The sequence below is a fragment of the Leucobacter luti genome (genome assembly GCF_004217175.1).
GTDB lineage: Bacteria > Actinomycetota > Actinomycetes > Actinomycetales > Microbacteriaceae > Leucobacter > Leucobacter luti.
In genome coordinates this window covers 616,361-632,791 of sequence record NZ_SHKI01000003.1, presented here as the reverse complement: position 1 = coordinate 632,791, position 16,431 = coordinate 616,361, and the positions used below count along the sequence as shown (strand labels likewise).

The following is a 16,431-nucleotide window of genomic DNA, read 5'->3' as shown; positions in this document are numbered from 1 at the left end:
TCATTGACGAGATCGTCACGCGACACCGCCACCCACTCCGAAGAGTCAGTTGCACGGTCATCGCCGGCCTCGGTCTTCGTGGGGATCAGGCCCTCAAGCGCTGCAAGCGTGCCCTCGTCCTCGCGATCGATCGACACCGTGTAGGTCTCGCCCGGCTGGAGCGCCGGCAGATCGATGAACTCGTAGAACCCGTCCTCGTCGGTCACCACCGGCTCAACCGGGTTGCCGAACACGTCAGTGACCGGGTTCCCATCGGGGCCGGTGAGCACGAGCTTCACGCCCTGAATCGGCTTCTCGTCCGGGCTGGTGCCCTGCACGCCGTCGCGATCAACATCGAGCCAGACGTAGTCACCCACGGAGACCTTCTTCACCGCGCTGCGCGGGGTGTTGAGGAACTTCGTCTCCGGCGAGGTGCCATCCTCGTCAACGATGAGCGCGATCGGCTCGCGGTCAAGCACGTAGCCCGCCGGCGCCTTGGTCTCGTGCACCGTGTAGGTTCCCGCGGTCTTCACGGTGGGAACCGCGTCGCCGCCGGACTCCCCTGCGATGCGCAGCTTGCCGCCCACCACGTAGAGGTCCGAGAGCACCGTCTCGCCGGCCGAGTTGCGCAGCTCGAAGCGCGCGTCGCGGTCGGTGATCGGCGTGCCCGTCGGGTCAAGCTCGTTCAGCTTCGAGATATCGAGCGGGAAGTCGTTCGTCGGGGTGATCGTGACCCGCTCCGAACCGATCACGTTCTCAACGCCCTCACCGTAGGTGAAGTCGGTGATCCGCACCTTGAAGAACAGCTCCGTGATCTTGCCGCCGGGGATCGTCTGGTTCTTTTCGATCGTGATCCGGTGATCTGCAGAGCTGTACTTGGCCTTCAGCTCGGTCCCGGGGATGCGGTACTCGCCGGTGCCGGCGGTTCCGTCGGTGCCGACCTGGTCCGGGTTCACGAAGCCGACGAACTCAAGGTTCTCAGCGAGCTGGTCCTTGATGTCGAACAGCATCTTCGTGTACCCGAGCGTGGAGATGAACTGCACCCGGTAGACGTACTCGTCCTGGACGAGCGCGCCATCCGCGTCGACCTCCGCGCGAAGGTTCGTCGTGAACGCCTGCTTGTCGGCGTTGTAGACGGTCTTCAGGATGTCGATCTCGCGACCGCCGACGCCTGCCGACGAGGTCGTCTTCGAGGTGAACACGGTCTCGTTGTCGGCGCCCAGGTAGGTCGCAGAGTTCTTGACGGTGATCGCTTCCTTGCCCGTGATTGGCTTGGTCGGGATCTTCACCGTGAAGGTGAATGCCTGCTTGAGCGGCGTGGCCGCCGCGCTGCCCCAGGTCGACTTCAGCGGGAACGCCGCGTTCGGCGTGAACACGAGATCGTTGTTCTCGTTCAGGCTGAGCTCGAGCGTGGTGCCGTCGATCGGGAAGTTCGAGTCGTACGCGCCCGTGATCGACGCCTTGATCTGCGCGAGCGTCGCCTCCGACACATCGAGCACCGAGTGGTCGATGTGGTCAATGATCGTCGACGTTGCCGCGTCGCCGATACCCGAGCCCACCGTGAAGGTGAAGGGGATCTCGGCGACCGTCTCGCCCTCGTCGAGCACAATCGGCTTCGAGTCGGTGCGCTTCTTAAACTTGCCCTGGTCGTCGATCCCGTTCTTCGGGTCCTTCGAGATCACGACGCGGTGCTCGGTGCTCCGGTCGTACCCACCGCCGGTGTTGTAGAAGAACTTGGCAACGTTCGTGATCCCGCTGAAGAGCGTCTGCGCGTACGGGTTGTCGCCCGGCTCCTCCGTGCGGGTCGCGTTGGCGACCGAGAGCAGCTCGGCCTTGACTTTCACCTGGTGCGTCTTCGTGAGGTCCTTGCCCACGTTGATTCGCAGGTTCTGGCCGTCGACCATGTACGCGCCGACGTAGGCGTCGCCCGCGAAGTCGGCCTCGGACACGCCCGTCACGAGCCGGTAGCCCGCCACGAAGTCCTGCTCGCCCACGAGCCACCGGAGGTTCGCCGGCAGTGCGTCAGTGATCACGACGTTGCGCGTGAGCTCGTGCTTGGTGCCCACGAACTTGGAGAACTGCGTGAGGTCGGCCTTCAGCGTGTAGGTCACGGGGACCGCCGGGGCGAGCGTCACGCCGTCTTCCGCGAGCGTGATGGGGGTGTTCTGCACCAGGTCGCTCGTCTTCGCGAACGCCGCACCGAGGTTCGGTGAGGGATCCGTCGGCGTGCGGCCGCTGATCTTCGACTCGGTGCGGTGCTCCGCGCCGTTCACGACCGCTGTGTTCGTGAGCGCGATCTCGTAGACCTTGCCCTCCTGGTCCTTGACCAGGTCGTACTTCGCCTGCAGCTCAGTGCGCAGCACCTCGAGCGCCGCGGCGTCAGCGATCTTCGCGCGGTAGGTCAGCACGTAGCTCGAGTTCTGCTCCGCATCGAACTCGTGCGTGAACGACTGCCCCGTGTACCCGGCAAGCGCCTCCGTGGCGGTCTGCTTGTTCAGCCCGTTTGCATCCCACCAGGTCTTCTTCATCGAGAACGAGCCGGGGACGAGGGTGAGGCCCGTGCCGAGCGTGTCGGTGATCGACACGGCGCGAGCGTCCTTGCTGTTGACCGTGACGGTGTAGGGGATCTCCTTGGCGATGGAGTCAGGGTTCAGCTCGACCCGGCCGGCCTCGGTGATGACGACCGCCGGCCACGTGACCCCGCCGGCGCTCTTGCTGCTGCCGGACTGCAGGGTGGTGAACTCGTCGCCCCGCTTCTTCACCACGATCAGCTGCGAGGTCTCCTCGCCGTTGACCGACCAGTTCACAGTCTCCTGCGACGACTCGACCACGGTGTCCACCGTGAAGTTGAGCTCGATCGCGCCGTTTGCGACGGTGATCGGGTCCTTGAACGTGATCCGCAGCACGCCGTCGACGAGCTCGAACTTCTCGACCGCGGTGTTCGACGCTGGCGCCTCCGTGATCGTGAAGCCCTTGGGCACCGCGATCTCCGCCACGTGCCCGCCGGGAACCTGACCGCGGTCGTACCGGATCTCGAGTGTGTAGGACTGGCCCTCCTCGAAGACCGGCTGCCCGTTGTGGCTCCCGCTGCCTCCCGGCAGCACGATCTCAACGGTGCCCGCCGCGGCCATCGCCGGTGAGGCGCTGAAGCCCATCACCACGAGAAGCGCGGTTAAGAGGCCGGCGAGAAGCGGCCGCAGGCCACCCCCGCGTGTTTTGGGCGCGCTGAAGTCGCCCGGATATGCCGATGGCATGCATCCCCCAATAATTTACCGGCGCGCACAAAACGGCGCGCCGAATACCCCTTGATAACGAGCTGCGCGATTCAGATCCCCCCGAACCGTGACTGCGCGATCCCCATCGCACGGTCAATGCACACTCGCGGGCGTAAATGCCCGGTACGACCCTAGCAGACCCTCCCGATGACCCCGCTATGCGTTTCCCAGCTCGGGTGCTGGGCGGGCTGGCACTCGCCCGCGCCCCGCTATTCGGCGGCCAGCCACCACTGCGGCGAGGCCTCGAGCACCGCACGCACCGCGTGGTCCACGTCGCCGGCCCCGTCGAGCAGCCAGGCTTCAATCGCCCCGACCGTCCCAGCGGCGGCGTAGGCGACGGCGATCCGCGCCCCGAGATCGTCACCCCGGAGCGCGGGCGGGAGCAGCTGCGGCCGCCGCACCAGCAGGTCGCCCAGGCCAACGCGCAGGTAGTCCTCGATGCGCTCGCGCACGGGGGCGACGAGCAGCGGATCCATCGCCCCGCGGTACACCGCGGCGCGCTCCCAGATGTGTTCGAGGAGCAGCCGCTCGGCCTCGCCCAGCGGGGCCGCCGCCGGGGTCTCTGCGAGGCACGCCGCGAGGTCGTCGCTCAGCGCGTCAGCGAGCAGGACGGTCACTGACGGCGCGTGCCGGTAGAAGGTTTCGCGGGTGACCCCCGCCGCGCGGCAGACCCCCGCGACGCTGAGCTCGCGCACCGGTCGCTCCGCCGCCAGTGCAAGCACCGCTGCGTGCAGCCGCTCCTGCGAGCGGCGAAACCGAGCATCCATACTCAGGAATGTACTCGATCACGGATCATCTACCTGACATTTGTCAGTTAGGTGACGTAGGCTTGCCTGACCGGCGCCGCAGGGGCCGCCGGGGCAACGAACGGGTGCCGCGGCACCCGAAAGGGGGTCAAACGATGGCTCGATTCTCAGGCAAGGTCGCGATCGTCACCGGTGGCGTCTCAGGGATCGGAGCGGCGATCACCCGCCGCCTCGTCGACGAGGGCGCACGGGTGTTTCTCGCAGACATCAACGCTGCGGCAGTGACCGCGATGAGCGCGGAGCTCGGCGCCGCAGTCGACGGCCGCGCAACCGACATCACCAACGAGGCGGACATGACCGCCCTGTTTGAGGCGGCGACCGCCGCGTTCGGCGGCATCGACATCGTCTTCAACGTCGCGGGCGGTTCGCGCCCGGGCGCAATCGTCGACATGGACCTGGCGGCGTGGGACTGGAACACCCGCCTCAACCTGTACGGCGCGTTCCTCGGCACCAAGCTCGGAGCGCAGCACTTCCTCGCGGCGCAGAAGCCAGGCAGCATCGTCAACATCGCTTCGCTCAACTCGCAGGTACCGATGCACGGGGGCGCGGGGTACTCAACGGCGAAGGCCGGCGTCGTCATGCTCACGCGAAACGCCGCGCTCGAACTCGCGGGCGCGGGAATCCGCGTGAACGCGGTGTCCCCCGGGCTCGTGAGCACGCCGCTCACGGGCGGCCTCACACAGCTCCCCGGCGTGCTCGACGCGTATCTCGAGCGCATCCCCGCCGGGCGCCCCGCCGAACCCGAGGAGATCGCGGGCGTTGCACTGTTCCTCGGCTCCGACGACGCGAGCTACGTCAACGGCGAGAACATCCTCGTCGACGGCGCCTGGAACACCACGGGCTATCCGGATCTGCGCGCGGCGCTCGCCGGGCTGCAGTAGCCGCACCCGCACCCACAACTCACCGTCTCACCGTTTCAGAGAGGACACACCATGCGCGCAGCCAGGCTCCACGGCACCGAGGATCTCCGGATCGACACCGTCGAGGACCCCAGCCCGCTCCCCGGCCAGGTCAAGATCAAAAACGCGTACGCGGGCATCTGCGGCTCGGATCTCCACATGTTCTACGCCGAGCTCCCGCCCGCCGATCAGTTCCCGCCCCACCCGCTCACGGGGGCCGGCCTCCCCCAGATCCTCGGCCACGAGTTTTCGGGGACCGTCGTCGAACTCGGCGCCGGCGTCACTGACATCGCGGTCGGGGATCGCGTCGCGGTCTGGCCGATCTACTTCTGCGGCGAGTGCGCCGCCTGCCGCGGCGGCCGGCCCAACGCGTGCGTGAAGATTGGGTTCCACGGGCTGAACTCGCACGGCGGCGGCATGGCCGAGTTCACCACCGTTGACGCGTCGAAGGTGCACGTGCTTCCCGAGCAGGTCGACCTGCGGTTTGGCGCGCTCGTTGAGCCGATGGCCGTTGCCTGGCACGCGGTGACGCGCAGCGCGGTCGCCTCCGGCGGCACCGCGCTCATCGCCGGCGCCGGCCCGATCGGGATCGGGATCTGGTTCGCGCTGCGGGCCCGCGGGATCACGCGCGTGCTCGTTTCCGAGCCGAGCGCCGAGCGGCGCGAGGTGATCGCGGCGCTCGGCGCCACGACGATCGATCCGGTCGCGGGCGATCTGCCGGCTGCCGTGGCGGAGCTCACCGGCGGAGACGGCGTCGACGTGGCGTTCGACGCGGCCGGCGCTGGCCCGGCGATCACCTCCGCGATCCCGCTGCTCACTCCCGGCGGTCGCCTCGTGGTCGCGGCGATCCACGAGCGCCCCATCGAGTTCATGCCGACCAGCGTGGTCATGGCCGAGACCGAGATCGTGGGCACACTCGGCTACCTCCCCGAGGACTTCGACGCCGTGATCGAGGCGATGTCGAACGGGCACTATGACGCGACCGGGTGGGTGACGGAGATCGGGCTCGACGACGTCACCGGGGCACTCGCCACGCTGCGGTCCGGCCGCGGGGCAAAGTTCCTCGTGCGCGGCGACTCCTAGCGGCCGCAGCGCTCTGGGGCGGGACGCGCGTCCCGCCCCAGAGCCCTACCAGGGGCTCGGGGCGTAGTCCTTCAGGAAGCAGCCGTAGAGATCCTCACGGTCCTCCTCGCCGCGCACGATCGGGTCGTACACGCGCGCCGCGCCGTCCACCAGGTCGAGCGGCGCGTGGAAGCCCTCCTCCGCGAGCCGCACCTTCGTGAAGTGCGGGCGCTCGTCGGTGATCCACCCCGTGTCGACCGCGGTCATCAGGATGCTGTCGGTCTCAAACATCTCACCCGCGCTCGTGCGGGTCAGCATGTTGAGGGCCGCCTTTGCCATGTTGGTGTGCGGGTGGCCGGGTCCCTTGTAGCGGCGCGAGAACTGGCCCTCCATCGCCGACACGTTCACCACGTAGGTGCGGCGCGCTGGCGACGCGGCCATCGCCGCGCGCAACCTGCTGATCAGAATGAACGGCGCGGTCGCGTTGCAGAGCTGCACCTCGAGCATCTCGAGCGGGTCAACCTCCTGCACGTGCTGCACCCAGCTGTTGACGTGGCTCACGTCGGGGACGAGGCCGCCCGCGTCGATCGCCGAGCCGTCGGCGTGCTTCGCCAGCGAGGACGAGCCCGGCGCCATCGCGAGCGTGCTCAGCTCGGACGCCGTGAGGTTCTGCGCGAGACCGGCCGCAACCGTGCCGGTGAGCGCTGCGGGGTTGAGCGCGTCGAGCGACACGGCGCCGTCCGCGCTCACCGACGACTGCAGCGCGCGCGGGTGCAGCTCCGCCGGGTGCCCCAGCGTCTCGGTCTCCGGCAGGCGGCCCGCGGGGAGCGGCTGGGACTCGGCGTCCGCGAGCAGCGAGTACGACCCGGGCGAGCGGCGCACCGTCTGCGCGGCGTTGTTGATCAGGATGTCGAGCGGGCCGCGCGCCGCCACCGAATCGGCGAGGGCGATCACCTGTGACGGGTCGCGGAGGTCGATGCCCACGATGCGGAGCCGATCAATCCACTCCGCGGAGTCGGGCAGCGAGGCGAACCGCCGCGCCGCGTCGCGGGGGAACCGGGTCGTGATCGTCGTGTGCGCGCCGTCGCGGAGCAGCCGCAGCGCGATGTGCATCCCGATCTTCGCGCGGCCACCCGTGAGCAGGGCGCGCTTGCCCGTGAGGTCGGTGCGCGCCGTGCGCTTGCCGTGGCTCATCGCCGCGCACGACGGGCAGAGCTGGTGGTAAAACGCGTCCACCTGCGTGTACGGCTGCTTGCAGATATAGCAGTTGTGCGGCTTCGCGTACTCGCCGGCGATCGCCGCGGTCGCGGTCGTCGAGAGCGGGATCCCGCGCGTCTCGTCGTCGATGCGATCCGGCGCCCCCGTCGCGGTCGCGGCGACCACCGCGCGGTCCGCGTCGGCAATCACGTTGCGGCTCACCCGACGGCGTTCGCGCTTCGCGGACTTGTACATCGACGAGGTCGCGCGGCGCACGGCCACGGCGTCCGGGTGGTCCTTCGGCAGCTCGTGCACCGCCTCGATGATCCGCAGTGCGGCGGCGAGCTCGTCTGGGTCGATGATGCTCGGGGCGGAGTCCTGGCCGGACGGTGTTTCGGTCATTGGGCCTATTTTACGCCAGCCACCGCAGTGCTGGGTGTGCGGCCGGTCAGCCGCCGCTGGTCGCGGGCCGCGGTCGGCGCCGCGGCCCGCGGCACGTGGGCTAGGCGCAGTTGCCGCAGACGCCAGAGAGCGCCATCAGCATGAAGCAGTTGGGGCACACCGGCTGCACGCGCTCGGGCTGCGCGTTCGGCTTGACCTTGGGCTCAGCCTTCGGCTTCGCCACGCGGCGTGCGCCGCCGCGGGTCGCCTTCACTGGACCGCGCTCGGCGGCCAGCTCCTCCGCCTCAATCGCCGCTCCCTTGCCGTGCACGGGGTGGTCCACCGCCCAGGCGCCCGGGTGGCGCACGCTCTGCCACCGCGGGGCGTTGCCCACCACTGCGGTGATCTCCTCCTCCGTGAGGAAGCCGACGGTGTACCCCTTGTGCACGTGCAGGTCCGGGGCCTCGTCGGAGCGCACCACGGTGATCCCGTCATCGGAGCGCACCAGGCGCTCAACGGGCACGCGGTTGAGAAGGCTCCGCAGGAACACGCGGTTCGCCACCGGCGCCCGCCGGTGCACCAGGGCCTCCTCAAGCGAACCGTAGCGGTTCAGAATTGACCCCTGTGATGCCGACTGCTCCATGATGTGCGCCTTCCCCTGCTGCCTGCGAGCCCGAAACGGGCTACCCTCCAGTATCCCGCACCCCGGCAGTGCGGCCGACCGCGCGGCTCGGCGGCCCGCGCCCGCGCGGTGCCGCGCGGAAACCTGATCCCCCGGGCCTCGCGGCCGGCGAGAACCCCGTACGCTGGGACGATGCCATCCCGTCACGAAGCAGCGATCACCCTGGGCATCCCCGTCGAGATGGCGAAGCGGCACGGGATTCCGGCACAGATCAGCCACTCCGAGCTCGCAGAGCTCGACGCGAGCCCGCCACCGTGGCTCGCCCAGTCGCGCGCCAACCGCACCGGGACGCGGCCGGTGTGGGCCACGCTCACGTGCGCGGTGTGCGGCGCTGAGGAACACGCGCGCCCGAAGAAGTGGTGGCCGGAGTTCACCCTGCTTGCCTGCGACACCCACGAACCGGCTGAGTTGCCGGCGCCGGCGGCCGGCACCGAGCGCTCCTTCGTGTACGGGGTGGGGAGCCAGTACTTCGGGGCGGTCGACGCGCCCACCGACGCACCCACCGACGCGGACTGAACGCCCCGCGGCGCTACTGGTACACCCGGAAGCTCACTCGGTGAGCAGCGCCATCGGAGAGCACCCCGCGCTCGACCTGCGCGCGAGCGTGCGCCTCGACGTCGCTCACTCCGAGCCCCTCGAGATACTGGCGGTGCTCCAGGAGCGCCGCGGTTGCGGCGTCCAGGTCTCCGTCCGTGACCTCGACCGTGTGCGTCGGGTCCGAATCGGCACACACCGCGATGTGCCGCACGCCCGCCCACGGCTCTCCAGCGAGGCCGGGGAAGATCCACGAGTTGCCGGCGTCCGCTACCGCGTCGAGCGCCGCGAGGCCCACCGCGCGGTGATCGGCCTGGTTCCTGGATCCCCCGGCGAACGCAAGCCCAAAGTTCAGCGTGACGACCACCTCGGGCCGGTACCGGCGGATCGCGCCAGCGAACGCCTCGCGCAGCGCAAGGCCGTACTCCGTGCGCCCGTCGGGAAATCCGAGGAACTCGAGATCTCGCACCCCGACTCGCGCGATGGCTCGCCGCTGCTCGATCTCGCGGGCGGGCCCCGCCTGGGCGGGAGGCAGGCTCTCGATCCCGGCCTCGCCCGAGGTGGCGAGCACGTACGACACCTCCTTCCCGCTGCGCGTCCACGCGTTGACCGCGATCGCGGTGCCGTACTCCGGGTCGTCCGGGTGCGCCATCAGCACCAGGGCCCGGCTCCAGTCGTCGGGAAACTGCTCAAGCGTGGTCATCGGTGTGCCTCCAGGTGTGAGCGGCTCGGCCCCCGGCGGTGTCCGGACCGGGAACATCGTCCTCGCCAGTCTGCCAGGCAGTCGCCCGTCCCAACAGGGGTCGCGCGGCCCCCGCGTGGCCACCGCCACCGCCCCGGCGGACCCTACCCGGCCGGGGGGAAGCCGCCCCCGCCGCCCATCTGCCCGGCCGCGGCCTCACCGGCGGTCGCCGTGCCCAGGTCCTGGCCATCCGAGCTCAGCGTGTAGGTGTCGCCCGCGATGATCTCCGGGGCAACGAGCACCACCGACCCCGCGGTTTTCCGCGCGGTGGCGGTGACCACCTCGGCACCATCCGCGTCGGCCAGCGTGACCCGCTGCCCGGCCGCGATCTGCGCGCTCACCATCGCCCAGCCCTGCGTCGAGTCGCTGCCGGGGGTCTCCTCCATGTCGCCCGCGCCGAACGCGACGATCGTGCCGCCCGTCACGGTGATGCCGCCGTTCGAGTCGAGCGCGCCGTTGCCGCCGGTCGTGGGCCCGTAGACCGTGACGTCGCCGCCCGTCACAAGGAGTGAGCCGTTCGAGTCGAGGCCGTCGCCCTCGGCGTCGACGGTGATGGTGCCGCCCGAGATCTCCAGGCGCTCCCCCGTGTCCGCCATCCCGCCGCCGCCCATACCGCCGCCCGGCCCGCCGGCGCCGCCCGGCCCGTCCGGTGCGCTCGGTGCGCTCTGTGCGCCCGCGCCGCTCGGTTGCGCTGCCGGGTCGGGCTGCGCCGTCCCCGCGCCATCGGCCGCGCCGTCTCCGGTGGTCGCGGCGTTCCCGGAGGCGTTGATGCCGTCGTCGGAGGCCGTCAGGTCGATCGTGCCGCCGAAGAGGCCGATGTTCGCGGCCTCCATCGCCTCGGTCGAGGCAGTGACAGTCACGGTGCCGCCGCCGACCGACAGCACAGACTCGCCCTTCACGCCGTCATCGACGGCGTCGACGGTGAGCTCCCCGCCCGTGATCACGGTGTCAGTCTGCGCCTGCACGCCGTCGTCGCCGGCGGTGATGTCAATCGTGCCGCCGGAGACCAGGATGTAGCCCCGGGTCTCGTCGTCGTCCTGGTCGCTCTTCAGGCCGTCGCCGCTCGTCGCGGTGAGCGTGAGCGTCCCGCCCTCGACCACGAGCGCGTCCTTGCCGCGCACGGCGTGGTCGGCCGCCGTGACGGTCACCGCGCCGGAGAGCACCACGAGGTCGTCTTTACTCGTGATGCCGTCGTTGCCGTTGCCGCGCACCGTAAGCGCACCCTCGCCGGAAATCGTGAGGTCGGTGTCGGCGTAGATCGCGGCGTTCGCCTCGGCGTCTTCCGCGTACGACGCGGCGTCCGAGACCGTGTTCGAGCTGCCGGCGGCGAGCGCGATCGCGACGTCGTCGGCGGTCTGCACGTCGATACCGGCGCCCGCGGTGCTCGCGATCGTCGCGCCGTCGAGGATCAGCACGACGAGCGCGTCGTCCGGCGCGGCCACGACGATCTGCCCGTCGAGCTGGCCGCTCAGCCGGTACACCCCGGCCGCGGAGATCGTGACCACGCCGCCGGCGCTGCTCACCGCCGCGGCGTCGCTCGTGGCTCCCGTTCCCGAGAGCTTCACGTCGACCGCGTCCGCCTCGTCCCACTCGTCCGGGTTCACCGTGGTGTAGTCAGCGTTTGCCGCGAGCACCTCGTCGGGGCTGAGATCGCCCGTGAACGCCGACAGGCTCGCGGTGGTGGTGGCGTCCGGAGCTGCGGCGGTCGCGCCCGCCTGCGAGGTTGCGGCGCAGCCGGTGAGAAGCGCTCCGCTGAGGGCGATGGCGATGAAGGGGAGAACTTGGCGTTTCATGATGCGATCCTTTGCGAGGTGGTGATCGAACGGGGAGGGATGGGGTGGGTGGGGCCGTGCAGCTCGGGTGCTGGGTGTGAGACCGCCTGGGCGAACGGGCCGGCGAGCGCCCGCGCCCACTTGTTGCCCGGGAGCTCCGGGTGCAGGGCCGCCGTGCCGGTGCCGAACTTGCTGATGCCGCTCGGCCGGTGCCCGGCCCGCCACAGCGCACGGTCGAGCTCGCTGATCCGCCCGGCCGACTTCGATTCGAGGATCACGTGGGTGGGCAGCGCGATCGCCGCCGCGTCGCCGCGTCCGGCGCAGTCGGCCCAGCGCAGGTGCGTGTCGATCGTCGCCCGGCTCCCCTCCGGCAGCAGCAGGGTCGTGCGGCGGTAGCGGCTCACGAGCGCGGGCTGCAGTTCCGAAACAAGCGCCGCGTCGTGCCCGTGTCGCTCGAGCAGTGCCCCGAGGTAGGCGCCCCCCGCCGGGGTGATGCGCGCCCGGTCGGCCGGGGCGTACGCGATCCGCTCCTTGACGGTGCTGCCGCGGCCGCTCTTCGTCTTGAGCTCGAGGAACGCCGTGCCGGTATCGAGGTAGCTGCGCGTGCGGAGCTTGAAGCGGCGGCGACGGCGCTGCGCGGTGAGTCGATAGCTCAGGTGGTCGGCGGTGTCGAAGTACACGGAGTCGTACGAGAACTCGCGGCGGCCGCCGATCTCGAGCACCCGGGTGGCGGGGTCGAGGCGTTCGAGCAGCGCGACCGCCGCGTCGAGCGGCACCAGGTACTTGCGATCGACGCGCGTCAGCAGCTCCGCCTCGGTGACCAGTTCGTCGAGCCCCACCGGGCGCAGCTGGTTCAGGCTTCGCGCGCGCCGCCCCTCGAGCGCCGCTCCGCGCGGCGTCATCGCGCCGCCCCCGCCCGCGCGACTCGGCCCTCGGCCGCGGGCGCGGCGGTTCGCGATGCACTCCCCGCCACCCGCTTCGCCGGCGCCGCGACCCTGAACCGCACATCGACCAGCGTCGAGTCGTTGACGAGGTCGAGCTGCTGCACCGTCGCCGAGGTGACGGTGGCGCCCAGTCGCTCCGCAAGCTCAGTGCGGAGCTCCGCTTCGTCGGCGATCGCCCGGTCGAGCCGCACCACCTGGTGCCGGCTCTGGGCGAGCAGCGCGGGGTGATCGACCGCCCACAGTGCCACCAGGATCAGGGCGATGAGCCCTGCGGGGAGCAGCACGCTCGTCTGCGAGAGCCCCCCGATCAGCCCCATCGCGAGCGCCGCGAAGTAGTACGCGACCTCGCGCTGAGAGATCTCCGACGAGCGCAGGCGGATGATCGAGAGCACGCCGAACAGCCCGAGACCGAGGCCCGCCGCAATCTCTGCGGAGCCGAGCACACTCGTCACCGCCAGCACGCCCACGTTCACCCCGATGAACGCCACGACGAGGTCGCGCCGCCGGTGCCGCGGGTAGTACAGGCCGAATGCGAGCACCAGCGCCGCGACCAGGTCGATCGCGATGAGGATGAGATTGGGGGTGGTCACGGGGTCTCCTTAGGGTTCGTGCTGCGTCAAGCTCATCCGATCCTGCTGTGCGCGGGCTATGTTTTTGGGGCTCCGCGGGCGGTCTGGGGCGAAGAGTCCGCGGCTGCGGTACGCGGAATACTCCGAGCGCGGTACGCGCCCGTGCAGATCGGCGGCGTTGACACGACCGCGGGAACCGGCGATACTAAGTGTTGCGTTGTACAGATCTACTGTTCGTTAGAACGCGAGTTTCCGCGAGGGGCGGCGCCGTCGCCGCGCCCCGCACACCCGAGCAGGCAACGATGCCAGGCACTAAGGAGACCCATGTCCGTCACTGAGCTCGACATTCAGCGCGCCCCGCAGGGCGCCGACGCCGCGACGCCGCTGTCGGCACGGATCGCCCTTCCCGCGACGCTCCCCATCCTCTACGGCAGCGAGATGGGCAATGCGGAGCTCGTGGCCGACAACCTCAAGGATGCCTTCGAGGCGCGCGGAGTCACGGTCGAGTGCATCGAGCTCAACGACCAGCCAGTGGAGGAGCTCACGGACATGGGCGTCGCGCTGTTCGTCACCTCCACGAGCGGCGAGGGCGATATGCCCTACACCGCCGATCGCTTCTGGCAGCGTCTCAGTGCGGCAGACGCGCCAGAGCTCTCACACCTCAGGTTTGCGGTGCTCGCCCTCGGCGATAGCGGCTATACGTACTTCTGCGGTGCGGGCGTGAGCCTCGACAATCGGCTCGCCGAACTCGGCGCCACCAGGATCGCCGACCGCGTCGACTGCGACGTCAACTACGACGTTCCGGCAAACGAGTGGATCGCCGCCCGCGTCGAGCAGCTCGCCGCGGACGCGGCACCCGCCGCACTCCCGCCAGCCGCGCGCCCCTCAGAGCCGCCGCAGGCAGCCCAGCTGCACGCCGCCTCGCCCTGGACCCGCGACACCCCGTTCGCGGCCCGGCTGAGGAGCGGGCAGCTGCTCACCGCACCGGGGAGCGCAAAGGAGATCCGCCACTACGAGCTCGACATCTCGGGCAGCGATATTACATATCGTCCGGGCGACTCCGTCGCGGTGATCCCCACGAACACCCGGGCCGCGGTCGAGTGCTTCCTCGAAGTCACCGAAATGACCGGAACCGAAATGCACCAGGGCGAGTCGCTCAACTACCTGGCGAAGTACGAGTGGGAGCTGCGCTTTCCGTCTGGCGCGCTGCTCGACACCGTCGCAGCGCGAGCCCCCGAGAGCGAGCTGGGGCTGGCCCTTGCCCGCGACGACCGCGCTGCCGGGGAGGAGTGGATCCGTGGCCACGGCGTGTGCGAGACACTCGCGCAGCTCCCCGAGCCCCTGTCGATCGCCGAGCTCGGCGCGGTCATGGGGCCGATCCGGTACCGCGCGTACTCAATCGCGTCGACGCCCCGCACCCACCCGGACGCGATGCACCTGACGGTCGCGACACAGCGCAACGCGGCCCCCGCGACCCTGCCCTCCGGGGTTGGCAGCGGCTACCTCGCCGACACACTCGAACCCGGCGACGAGCTCCGGATCTTTCCGCTCCCAAACCGCTCGTTCCACCTCCCGGACGACCCCAGCATCCCGGTCGTCATGGTGGGGCCCGGCGTTGGGCTCGCCCCCTTCCGCGCCTACCTCCTCGACCGCGCGGACACCGCCGAGCGCGGGCCCGCCTGGCTGTTCACCGGGGACCAGCACGAGCGCACAGACTTCATTTATCGAGCGGAGCTTGAGCGCCTGGGCGCCGACGGCGTGCTCACTCGCTGCGACACCGCGTTCTCTCGCGACCAACCCAGCAAGGTGTACGTGCAGGACCGCATGCGCGAGAATGCCGCGGAGCTCACCCGCTGGCTCGTCGACGGCGCGTTCTTCTACGTGTGCGGCGACGGCAAGCGCATGGCCGCCGACGTTGACCGCGTGCTGCAGGAGATCGTCACCGCCGAGCTGGGCGCCGACGCCGGTGCAGAGCTGCTCGCGCAGCTGCACCGCGAAAAGCGGTACCTGCGCGACGTGTACTGACCGGCGGGGGCGACACCCCTCCCGCGACCCGCGACGCGCGGTCTACGCCGCGAGCGTGTCAGCGAGCGGTCTCGGGCGCAGGAAGGCGGTCACGAGCGCCGCCCCAAGGGCCATCACGACCATGAGGATGTAGACGGGCTGCATTGCGTCGGTGTAGCTCGCGACGACCAGCCCGCTCAGCGCGTCGGGGAGCTGCCCCACCTCGTGCGGTGTCGGCGCGGTCCCGACGCGCGCAAGCGCCGCGTGCGGCAGACGGTCGGAGAGGCGCTCACTCCAGCCGCGGACGAACATTGCACCCACGAGCGACGTGCCAAACATGCCACCGATCTGGCGAAACAGGCTGGTCGCGGCCGTCGCTACCCCGACCATCGAGTGCGGGAACGCGTTTTGAACGATCAGGATGATGTTGCCAAACGAAGCGCCGAGCCCGAGGCCAACGATTCCGCCGGCGGCGCCCGCGAGCCACACCGACGAGTCGTGCACGGTCGCCGCCATCAGCCCGGCACCGCTCGCAACGACCAGCGCGGCAACCACGAGCACGCTCTGATAGCGCCCCGTGCGCGCGACGATCTGCCCCGCGAGGGTTGAACCGAGCAGAGTTCCGATCGCCATCGGGATCATCACCGTGCCGCCGACCGCGGGCGAGGAGCCGAGCGCCACCTGCACAAACGTGGGGAGATACCCGAGGAAGGTGAACATCACCATCGCGAGCGCAATCGACGAGATGCTCGTGAGCACGAACTCGGGCTCGCGGAACAGCGCGAGCGGCAGCACCGGGTTGGCGGCCCGCCGCTCCACGCTGGGAAACACCGCGATTGCCAGCACCCCGACACCGATGAGACACAGGATTGTCGGCGACGTCCACGCATAGGTGACCCCACCCCACGTGGTGACGAGTGCCAGTGACACCGTCGCCACCGACACGAGCGCCATCCCCCCGTAATCGAGGCTCGCTGACCCACTCCGCGTCGGCCGCGGCAGCTTGAGGAGGAAGACGGTTCCCGCGGCCGCAATGATCCCAACGGGGATGTTCACCCAGAAGCCCCACCGCCACCCCGGCCCCTGCGCCAGCAGGCCGCCGACGAACGGGCCGGCCACCGTCGCGGCGGCGAACACCGTGCTGAGAATACCGGCGTAGCGTCCGCGCTGCCGCGCCGGAACCACGTCTGCGATGGTCGCCTGTGGCAGCACCACGAGGGCGCCACTCCCGATTCCCTGCAGCACGCGGCCGAAGATGAGCCACCCCAGCGTGGGCGCCAGGGCCCCGACGAGGGAGCCCGCAGTAAAAATGCCGATGCCCACGAGCATCATCGATCGGCGTCCGAAGACGTCGCTGAGCTTGCCAAAGATCGGCATTGTGGGAATCGAGGCGAGGATGAACGCGACGATCACCCACGACATCTGCGACAGGTCACCGAGCTCCGCCGCGATCTCGGGCAGCGCTGGCACGAAGAGGTGCTGCGACATCGACGTCAGCAGCGTGACGAGGCTGAGCGCGGTAAAGAGCAGCGCCAGTCTCCCGCGCGACGGTGGCGCCGCGCCCGCTTCCCCCTGGGACACGCGG

At 70.1% G+C, this 16,431-nt stretch carries 13 protein-coding genes; 4 read left to right on the top strand and 9 right to left on the bottom strand.

All coding sequences use genetic code 11. The features are described from left to right. Together EV139_RS15845 and EV139_RS06020 are read right to left on the bottom strand one after the other, a co-directional pair. Positions 1-3,233, bottom strand: a 3,233-nt coding sequence (locus EV139_RS15845; protein ID WP_277872945.1) for an SdrD B-like domain-containing protein, incomplete at its 3' end; no start/stop codon positions are given. Positions 3,234-3,463: 230 nt separating this feature from the next. Continuing rightward, entirely contained in the window at positions 3,464-4,021 is a 558-nt protein-coding gene (locus EV139_RS06020; RefSeq protein ID WP_130453396.1) for a TetR family transcriptional regulator, read from the bottom strand. A 134-nt stretch (positions 4,022-4,155) separates the two neighbouring features. On the opposite strand from EV139_RS06020, the gene EV139_RS06015 reads away from it, so the two are divergent. Together EV139_RS06015 and EV139_RS06010 are read left to right on the top strand one after the other, a co-directional pair. Continuing rightward, the gene (locus tag EV139_RS06015) at positions 4,156-4,941 is read left to right on the top strand and encodes an SDR family NAD(P)-dependent oxidoreductase (protein ID WP_130453395.1); all 786 of its coding nucleotides are present in this window, start codon (positions 4,156-4,158) and stop codon (positions 4,939-4,941) included. 51 nt (positions 4,942-4,992) lie between these two features. Continuing rightward, on the top strand, positions 4,993-6,042 hold the full coding sequence (locus tag EV139_RS06010; RefSeq protein ID WP_130453394.1) for a 2,3-butanediol dehydrogenase: 1,050 nt from the start codon (positions 4,993-4,995) through the stop codon (positions 6,040-6,042). A gap of 45 nt (positions 6,043-6,087) precedes the next feature. Here EV139_RS06010 and EV139_RS06005 read toward each other — a convergent pair whose 3' ends face one another. Continuing rightward, a complete protein-coding gene (locus EV139_RS06005; protein WP_130453393.1) occupies positions 6,088-7,620 on the bottom strand; it encodes an SDR family NAD(P)-dependent oxidoreductase in 1,533 nt (510 codons plus the stop codon). Between the two features lie 100 nt (positions 7,621-7,720). Next, the gene (locus EV139_RS06000) at positions 7,721-8,242 is read right to left on the bottom strand and encodes a hypothetical protein (RefSeq protein WP_130453392.1); all 522 of its coding nucleotides are present in this window, start codon (positions 8,240-8,242) and stop codon (positions 7,721-7,723) included. 171 nt (positions 8,243-8,413) lie between these two features. Between EV139_RS06000 and EV139_RS05995 the strand changes: the two genes are divergently transcribed. Continuing rightward, positions 8,414-8,797 carry a hypothetical protein gene (locus EV139_RS05995; RefSeq protein WP_130453391.1) on the top strand — a complete coding sequence of 128 codons (384 nt, stop codon included), beginning with the start codon at positions 8,414-8,416 and terminating at the stop codon, positions 8,795-8,797. 13 nt (positions 8,798-8,810) lie between these two features. Here EV139_RS05995 and EV139_RS05990 read toward each other — a convergent pair whose 3' ends face one another. The 4 genes from EV139_RS05990 to EV139_RS05975 form a co-directional block, all read right to left on the bottom strand. Further along, the gene (locus tag EV139_RS05990) at positions 8,811-9,518 is read right to left on the bottom strand and encodes a PIG-L deacetylase family protein (protein WP_130453390.1); all 708 of its coding nucleotides are present in this window, start codon (positions 9,516-9,518) and stop codon (positions 8,811-8,813) included. Between the two features lie 143 nt (positions 9,519-9,661). Beyond that, positions 9,662-11,350: a carbohydrate-binding domain-containing protein gene (locus tag EV139_RS05985; RefSeq protein WP_130453389.1), complete on the bottom strand. Its 1,689-nt coding sequence runs from the start codon at positions 11,348-11,350 to the stop codon at positions 9,662-9,664. Continuing rightward, the gene (locus EV139_RS05980) at positions 11,347-12,231 is read right to left on the bottom strand and encodes a polyphosphate polymerase domain-containing protein (RefSeq protein WP_130453388.1); all 885 of its coding nucleotides are present in this window, start codon (positions 12,229-12,231) and stop codon (positions 11,347-11,349) included. The genes EV139_RS05985 and EV139_RS05980 overlap by 4 nt, the downstream gene beginning before the upstream one ends. Then, positions 12,228-12,863 carry a DUF4956 domain-containing protein gene (locus EV139_RS05975; protein WP_130453387.1) on the bottom strand — a complete coding sequence of 212 codons (636 nt, stop codon included), beginning with the start codon at positions 12,861-12,863 and terminating at the stop codon, positions 12,228-12,230. The genes EV139_RS05980 and EV139_RS05975 overlap by 4 nt, the downstream gene beginning before the upstream one ends. 303 nt (positions 12,864-13,166) lie before the next feature. On the opposite strand from EV139_RS05975, the gene EV139_RS05970 reads away from it, so the two are divergent. After that, on the top strand, positions 13,167-14,867 hold the full coding sequence (locus EV139_RS05970; RefSeq protein WP_130453386.1) for a diflavin oxidoreductase: 1,701 nt from the start codon (positions 13,167-13,169) through the stop codon (positions 14,865-14,867). A gap of 42 nt (positions 14,868-14,909) precedes the next feature. Here the strand turns inward: EV139_RS05970 and EV139_RS05965 are convergent, their stop codons facing one another. Beyond that, entirely contained in the window at positions 14,910-16,427 is a 1,518-nt protein-coding gene (locus EV139_RS05965; protein ID WP_157993004.1) for an MFS transporter, read from the bottom strand. Positions 16,428-16,431 lie beyond the last annotated feature (4 nt).

Excerpts from the sequence above, each read along its gene's own strand:
- EV139_RS06020 (WP_130453396.1), bottom strand. The coding sequence starts at position 4,021 with ATGGATGCTCGGTTTCGCCGCTCGCAGGAGCGGCTGCACGCAGCGGTG.
- EV139_RS06015 (WP_130453395.1), top strand. The coding sequence starts at position 4,156 with ATGGCTCGATTCTCAGGCAAGGTCGCGATCGTCACCGGTGGCGTCTCA.
- EV139_RS06000 (WP_130453392.1), bottom strand. The coding sequence starts at position 8,242 with ATGGAGCAGTCGGCATCACAGGGGTCAATTCTGAACCGCTACGGTTCG.
- EV139_RS05985 (WP_130453389.1), bottom strand. The coding sequence starts at position 11,350 with ATGAAACGCCAAGTTCTCCCCTTCATCGCCATCGCCCTCAGCGGAGCG.
- EV139_RS05980 (WP_130453388.1), bottom strand. The coding sequence starts at position 12,231 with ATGACGCCGCGCGGAGCGGCGCTCGAGGGGCGGCGCGCGCGAAGCCTG.
- EV139_RS05970 (WP_130453386.1), top strand. The coding sequence starts at position 13,167 with ATGTCCGTCACTGAGCTCGACATTCAGCGCGCCCCGCAGGGCGCCGAC.
- EV139_RS06010 (WP_130453394.1), top strand. The coding sequence starts at position 4,993 with ATGCGCGCAGCCAGGCTCCACGGCACCGAGGATCTCCGGATCGACACC.
- EV139_RS06005 (WP_130453393.1), bottom strand. The coding sequence starts at position 7,620 with ATGACCGAAACACCGTCCGGCCAGGACTCCGCCCCGAGCATCATCGAC.
- EV139_RS05990 (WP_130453390.1), bottom strand. The coding sequence starts at position 9,518 with ATGACCACGCTTGAGCAGTTTCCCGACGACTGGAGCCGGGCCCTGGTG.
- EV139_RS05995 (WP_130453391.1), top strand. The coding sequence starts at position 8,414 with ATGCCATCCCGTCACGAAGCAGCGATCACCCTGGGCATCCCCGTCGAG.